Origin of the sequence: Robertmurraya beringensis, from assembly GCF_042433785.1 — a bacterium.
GTDB classification, from domain to species: Bacteria; Bacillota; Bacilli; order Bacillales; family Cytobacillaceae; genus Robertmurraya_A; species Robertmurraya_A beringensis.
This window is the reverse complement of record NZ_JBHLUU010000122.1, coordinates 89,484-95,675: the sequence shown is the minus strand read 5'-3', so window position 1 is coordinate 95,675 and position 6,192 is coordinate 89,484. Positions and strand designations below refer to the sequence as shown.

7 protein-coding genes are annotated in these 6,192 nt (G+C 38.0%); 3 read left to right on the top strand and 4 right to left on the bottom strand.

All coding sequences use genetic code 11. From position 1 onward, the window contains the following. The 3 genes from ACFFHF_RS20410 to ACFFHF_RS20400 form a co-directional block, all read left to right on the top strand. On the top strand, window positions 1–217 hold a 217-nt coding region (locus ACFFHF_RS20410), incomplete at its 5' end, for a hypothetical protein (protein WP_377058916.1). 26 nt (window positions 218–243) lie between these two features. After that, entirely contained in the window at window positions 244–1,665 is a 1,422-nt protein-coding gene (locus ACFFHF_RS20405; protein ID WP_340904059.1) for a prenyltransferase/squalene oxidase repeat-containing protein, read from the top strand. 85 nt (window positions 1,666–1,750) lie between these two features. Next, entirely contained in the window at window positions 1,751–3,310 is a 1,560-nt protein-coding gene (locus tag ACFFHF_RS20400) for a LysM peptidoglycan-binding domain-containing protein (protein ID WP_160547086.1), read from the top strand. A 48-nt stretch (window positions 3,311–3,358) separates the two neighbouring features. On the opposite strand, the gene ACFFHF_RS20395 is transcribed toward ACFFHF_RS20400, so the two are convergent. From ACFFHF_RS20395 to ACFFHF_RS20380, 4 genes are all read right to left on the bottom strand, one after another. Further along, window positions 3,359–3,859 (bottom strand): spore coat protein, encoded by a 501-nt coding sequence (locus tag ACFFHF_RS20395; protein ID WP_160547085.1) that lies wholly within the window; start codon window positions 3,857–3,859, stop codon window positions 3,359–3,361. A gap of 170 nt (window positions 3,860–4,029) precedes the next feature. Next, entirely contained in the window at window positions 4,030–4,224 is a 195-nt protein-coding gene (locus ACFFHF_RS20390; RefSeq protein WP_119708635.1) for a hypothetical protein, read from the bottom strand. 140 nt (window positions 4,225–4,364) lie between these two features. Then, window positions 4,365–4,964 (bottom strand): response regulator, encoded by a 600-nt coding sequence (locus ACFFHF_RS20385; RefSeq protein ID WP_160547084.1) that lies wholly within the window; start codon window positions 4,962–4,964, stop codon window positions 4,365–4,367. After that, a complete protein-coding gene (locus tag ACFFHF_RS20380) occupies window positions 4,961–6,091 on the bottom strand; it encodes a sensor histidine kinase (RefSeq protein WP_340904065.1) in 1,131 nt (376 codons plus the stop codon). The genes ACFFHF_RS20385 and ACFFHF_RS20380 overlap by 4 nt, the downstream gene beginning before the upstream one ends. Window positions 6,092–6,192 lie beyond the last annotated feature (101 nt).

Genomic DNA, 6,192 nt, shown 5'->3' with positions numbered 1-6,192 from the left:
TTTTTGTTTAGCTGAGCCCCTTGGGCTATTCAGTAATCGGCGAAGCGAACTCTTGACAAACCGAATGGAGAAAAAGGTTAAAATTGGTAATGGTCAAGGGTTATTTGTCATGCCTACTTTTGTTCCCTTCGCCCTTGATACTTTTATCGCAACCTTTTTCGACTGTTTGTCAAGAGCGATTGCGGGGCCTCACGTCCCCCCAATGGAAGTGATCTAATACTTTACATAGTTTTCATAGAACTTTTGACACTACCGTCGCCCATTTCTATATTTGAAATCGTTGGCTATGCTAGAGCTCATTGGGTCCCGATTATCATTTGTTCAAATAAAAATTTTATGAATATTCACCCTCAATGCCCTTCTCTAGAAGACTTGAATATAGATAGAGAAGAAGATCCGTCACAAATCGACGAACGCTCAATGAAATTACTCTCAAAAATTAAATCAGAAGCTATAAAACTAGCAAAAATACCCCAACAAATTCATGAAGAGTCTTTTCATAAAGGTGAAGCTTACATGCTTGAAAGAATAGAGTCGAATGGTACACTATTTAGCTATTTTAGCTCTACCTTTTTTATGATTTACTCCCTATTAGCACTCGGATACAAAAAAGATCATCACCTTATTAAAAATGCCATTGAGGGGATGAAATCTTTTCTCTTTGAAGAGAAAGACCTCTATTATATTGAAAACTCACCATCTACGGTTTGGGATACTGCACTAATTAGCAGTGCCTTGCATATCGCAGGTGTAAAGGATTCGGATACAATGATAGCAAGCTCCACTCAATATTTATTAAATCACCAACATACTACCTTTGGTGATTGGGTGATAAATTGTCCAGACACTCCACCGGGTGGTTGGGGTTTTTCTCCAATCAACACGATGGTCCCAGATATAGATGATACGACCGCTGCCTTACGTGCCCTTGCGCCTTCCACTATTGCAAAAAAAACTCCTTCAACCGCTTGGAAAAAAGGAGTAAACTGGGTAATTTCCATGCAGAACAAGGACGGAGGGTGGGCTGCTTTTGAAAAAAATATCACAAACAAGTGGCTCTCTTTTATCCCTTTCCGATACCAGGATCGAGTTCTTTTTGACCCATCCACTGCTGATTTGACTGGTAGGACACTTCATTTTCTAGGAGAATACACGAATATTGATAGAAATTCGGCCACAATTAAAAAAGGAATACATTGGCTAAAGAAGCATCAACTTGAGGATGGCTCATGGTATGGTCGTTGGGGAATTTGCTATATTTATGGTACTTGGGCAGCCGTTACCGGATTATTAGCTTGCGGAGTTAATCGGTCCGATCCTTCCATCGAACGAGCGATCAATTGGTTGAATTCCATTCAAAACAATAATGGCGGATGGGGTGAATCATGCTCAAGTGACATGAAAATGAAATATACGCCGCTTTATGCTAGTACCCCTTCACAAACCGCTTGGGCTCTTGACGCACTGATACATTATTATGATAAACCAACAAAAGAAATAGAGCTTGGAATGGAATTTCTCTTATCATCATTTGAAAAAACAAATTGGACGATTGAGTATCCAACAGGGGCCGGTTTGCCTGGTGGTTTTTATATTCATTATCATAGTTATAACTACATTTGGCCTCTTGTTACAATTAGTAATTATCAACGAAAATATTTATAGAATTCAGTGAATAAGATCATTTATGCATAACAAATTTTTTACTGTGGAAAATACCTCCTAGGTAGTCTTTCTAGGAGGTATTTGAATGGACAATTTTATCAGGCATAAGTTACTCCAAAATCATAACGGAGCATATGAACTCATTCTTTACTTGGACGATACTTTAACTGAGTTTTCACAGGAACTTGGCACAAAGTCATCCATCCGCACTGATATTATGAAGCAAGCAACTCTTTTAATAAAAAATCGTTATCCTTCGATCAGAATTACAGTTGTCAAGGTTGTGTTAGGTGGTTTCGTAATGAGCACCTTGCCAATAGCAGCTGATCGCGCCTTTGCTAATACTTCTATTGAGCAGACAAATTCTAACTTCTTTTACTCCGTTTCTCCTGGTGATACATTGTGGGGATTAAGCAAAAAATTTGGGACCTCTGTGGATCTTATTAAAAGTGCGAATAAGCTATCCTCTGACACATTAACGATCGGACAAAAGCTTGTTATTCCAAAAGCGATCCATACGGTCCAAGCTGGAGATACATTATATAGTTTATCGAAAAAATACAATATAACAGTTGATAGCATAAAAGAAGCCAATCAAATGTCATCCACAACACTATCCATAAATCAAAAACTAATTATTCCAGCTATTCTTGAAATAGCACAAACTCCTACTATTTCGGAAACCACAGCCAAACCTACCACTGTCACCCACACGGTTGTTGCTGGAGATACACTTTATAGCCTAGCTAAAAAATATCATACTACAGTGGATACACTAAAAAAGAATAATCAGCTATCAAGCGACGTATTAAGTTTGGGACAAGTATTAACGATTCCTTCAACACAATCGGAAGCTCCAACTTCAGGACCGATCTCATCTACCCCATCGCTCCCTGACACATATACAGTTGTAAGTGGGGATAATCTGTATTCTATCGCACTAAAGTTTGGATTAACAGTTGATGAACTAAGATCTCGTAACCAATTAGTTAGTGATGTATTACGAATTGGTCAAGTATTACGGATTAGTGATAAAGCAACTTCCACTCCGATCAGCACAGTTAGCTTTACCACGCATAAAATTCAAGCTGGTGATTCGATTTGGAGTCTAAGTATAAAATACGGAATTCCACAGGCAGAACTTTTACAAGCGAATGGGTTAACCACCTCAAGTATGCTCTCGATTGGTCAAGAGTTGCGAATCCCCGTTCATAATATACCTGTAAAAGAGACCGTCAGTCCGAGTCATGGTGAGTTATTAAATTGGTGGACGGAAGCTCAATATGTATTTACAATTGGCAAAGTAGCAAAGGTAACAGATGTTGCTACAGGCAAATCATTTAATATAAAACGGACGATTGGCGCTAATCACGCAGATAGTGAGACGATTACAGTAACCGATTCAAATACCGCAAAAAACATTTGGGGAGGCTATTCCTGGACTCCACGAGCTGTCATTGTTGAGGTAGACGGAAGAAAACTGGCCGCAAGTATGAGCTTTTACCCACATGAACGAGAATACATTATGGACAACGGAATTACGGGTCACTTTGATGTGTACTTTTCAGGTAGTACAAGACATGTGGATGGCAAACCTGATTCTTCCCACCAAGTCCAAGTCGAAAAGGCTGCTGGAGTGAGATAAATAAAGAAACAAGGAGCTATTATTTAGCTCCTTGTTTTTCTCTCATGATTATAGGATGTCTAATCTAGCAACTAGAGCTAGTAGAACTTGTAGAAGCACTTGTACGTTAACAGCTAAATCTGTGTCAGTAGTCGTTACTTTTACGCCACGAGAGTTTTCGATATACGTTTGTTGACGATTGACTTGCTTATTGATTAATTTTTGCGTTAATTCTTGTGTTAATACTTCAGCTTGTTCGCTACTAGCGATTGAGATGCTAATCACTAGTTGAATAGCAGCTTGAAGAGCTACTTGAAGATTGATGGCTGCTTGCGTGTCAGTAGTGATTACTTCCACATCACAAGAATCTTTAATTACGATTGACTCGTAGGATGCTTGCACGCTTTTAGTTGTTTGATCAGCTTCCTGTGTTTCATCACCTGAGCAGAAATCCCAAGGATGTGCGCAATTAGGATCTAATGCATTAAATTTTTGAGGTGCGTCGTATGCGTAGCCGCCTCTATTGTCAGCAAGAACTGGGGCTTCGCCTTTCCATACTCTTGAACCCATATATGATTTCCTCCTTAATGGTTTTAGTTATTACACTATTGGTATATGTAAGTTTGACCCGGTCTGTCAGGGCAAAAGACTATATTTATAGAAAAATGGACTATAGACTAGTTATTTTTTTAGGTATTAAACTAGAAAAAGTGGTTGCTTGTCACAACCACTTTTACCCTTTACTTTTTTGTAATATTCGTTAGAGACTCCACGTTTTGCTTAAGTCCTTCAATTAAACTTTTTAATTCTGCTCTATCTTCATCTGAAAGCTGTGGCTTTGTATTAAGATTTATGCCATGTCTTTTTAACGTAGCATTAATTAATAAATCCATACTTTGTTTGGAAATTTTTTCAAATTCTTCTTTATTACTCATCTTAATCCCTCCTACCTTTTTAATATAGGTTATGTCACGATACTTCTTGATGTGTTAAGGGTATATGACCAATTTTCAATAAAAAATAAAAACCATAGGAAATTATCCTATGGTAGAGCAGGTGGGCATGTATAAGAGTTTTACTTAAACCAGCCCTTTTCTTTCGATTGTGTTATGGCTTCAATTCTGTTCGTAACCTCAAGTTTCTCCAAAATGGCTGATATGTAATTTCGAACCGTTCCTGTTTTAATGTTTAACTGCTCAGCGATTTCCTTCGTATTCCTTCCTTCCGCAACAAGCTCAAGAACCTCGCGCTCTCTTTCCGTTAGAGGATTTTCCTCAGTATAAAGATCATCCATTAGTTCAGGTGCATAAATTCGCTTGCCTTCTACAATATTTCTAATTGAACTTGCCAATTCTTCACTTGGACTATCCTTTAAGAGATACCCTCTTACTCCCGCTTTTAGTGCTCGCTGGAAATAGCCTGAACGTGCAAAGGTAGTTAGAATAATTACTTTACAGTTTCCACCCTTTAGCTCTTCAGCCGCTTCAAGCCCTGTCTTTTCAGGCATTTCAATATCCATGATACATATATCAGGTTGTAATTGTTTCACAAGGGAAACCGCTTCGTTTCCATTATTCGCCTTGCCGATTACTTCCATATCATCCTCTAGACTTAATAGAGATCCTAAGGCTCCTAACAGCATACGCTGGTCCTCTGCTATAACGATTTTAATCATACTGAATTTTCCTCCTTTGCGACCTGTACAAGAGGCACCTTCATAATTAGCTTGGTTCCACCATCACCGATGATTTTGAGACTTCCATTAACAAAATCAAGACGTTCTCTCATCCCCACTAATCCATGCCCAGATGATTCGCTTTGTTTTTGCCAAATACCAATTCCATCGTCTTGAACGATGATCGTTAGGTCTTTTGATGATTGTTTTATCGTCAGCTGAACGACATTCGCCTGACTATGCTTCACAACATTCGTTATTGCTTCCTTAATACACATACTTAAAATATTTTCAAGAAAAAGCGATATATTAGTAACTGTTTTTCCTTGGCTAAAGATAAACTCAATATCTGCCGCTTTCAATATTTGTCTAACGAGTACAATTTCTTCGTCGAGCCGAATCCCTCTCATTTGTGATACTAATTGTCGCACCTCGTTTAATGCGGTTCTTGCCGTTTGCTGTACATCCTTTAACTCATCCTTGGCCTGTTCAGGATCCTTCGCGATCAATCTTCGAGCTAAGTCACTTTTTAAGCCAATGAGAGAAAGTTTTTGTCCCAATGTATCATGTAAATCTCGAGCAATCCGTTGCCTTTCCTCTTGTTTCACCAATTCGGCAATCCGCTTGTTCGCATCCTCCAACTTTTCTTCAAGCACCTCTTGCTTCTTACGATTATATATATTAAAAGGTAATAAAATAACACTTATCCAGATGATAATGACAAATGGTAGCTGTCTTATAAACTGAGGATCTTGTAAAACCACATTGTAATTGATTGCAAACGTGGTTGCGACAAGATGAATGACGTATAAAGTCATAAATGCAACACGTTTTTTAATATTACCGTTGTAATAAGCTATGTAAAAAGCAAAGTACACAAACGAAAAAAGAATAGCCATAGTAATAGAAATACTGATTAATATCATCGTCCATAAGTAGACAGGCCATCGTTTTGATAAAAACGCAAATCGTAAGGTAATGAAAAATATAACAGTCAGTATGATTCCTGCAACAATTTCAGGAGTGGATGATGATTGAAAGATAAAATAAAAAGGGAGTATGCTGATAACGCTCCAAATATATGGCGATATTCCCCAATTTCTTTTTGATATTGGTTTTTTAAACACGAATCAAACCTCATTTTCTTACCAGCTTTTTCTATATAGTATCATATCTTTACGAAATGAAAAGAAGGTTGCCTATAATTAGCAACCTTTGTAAGCGAACT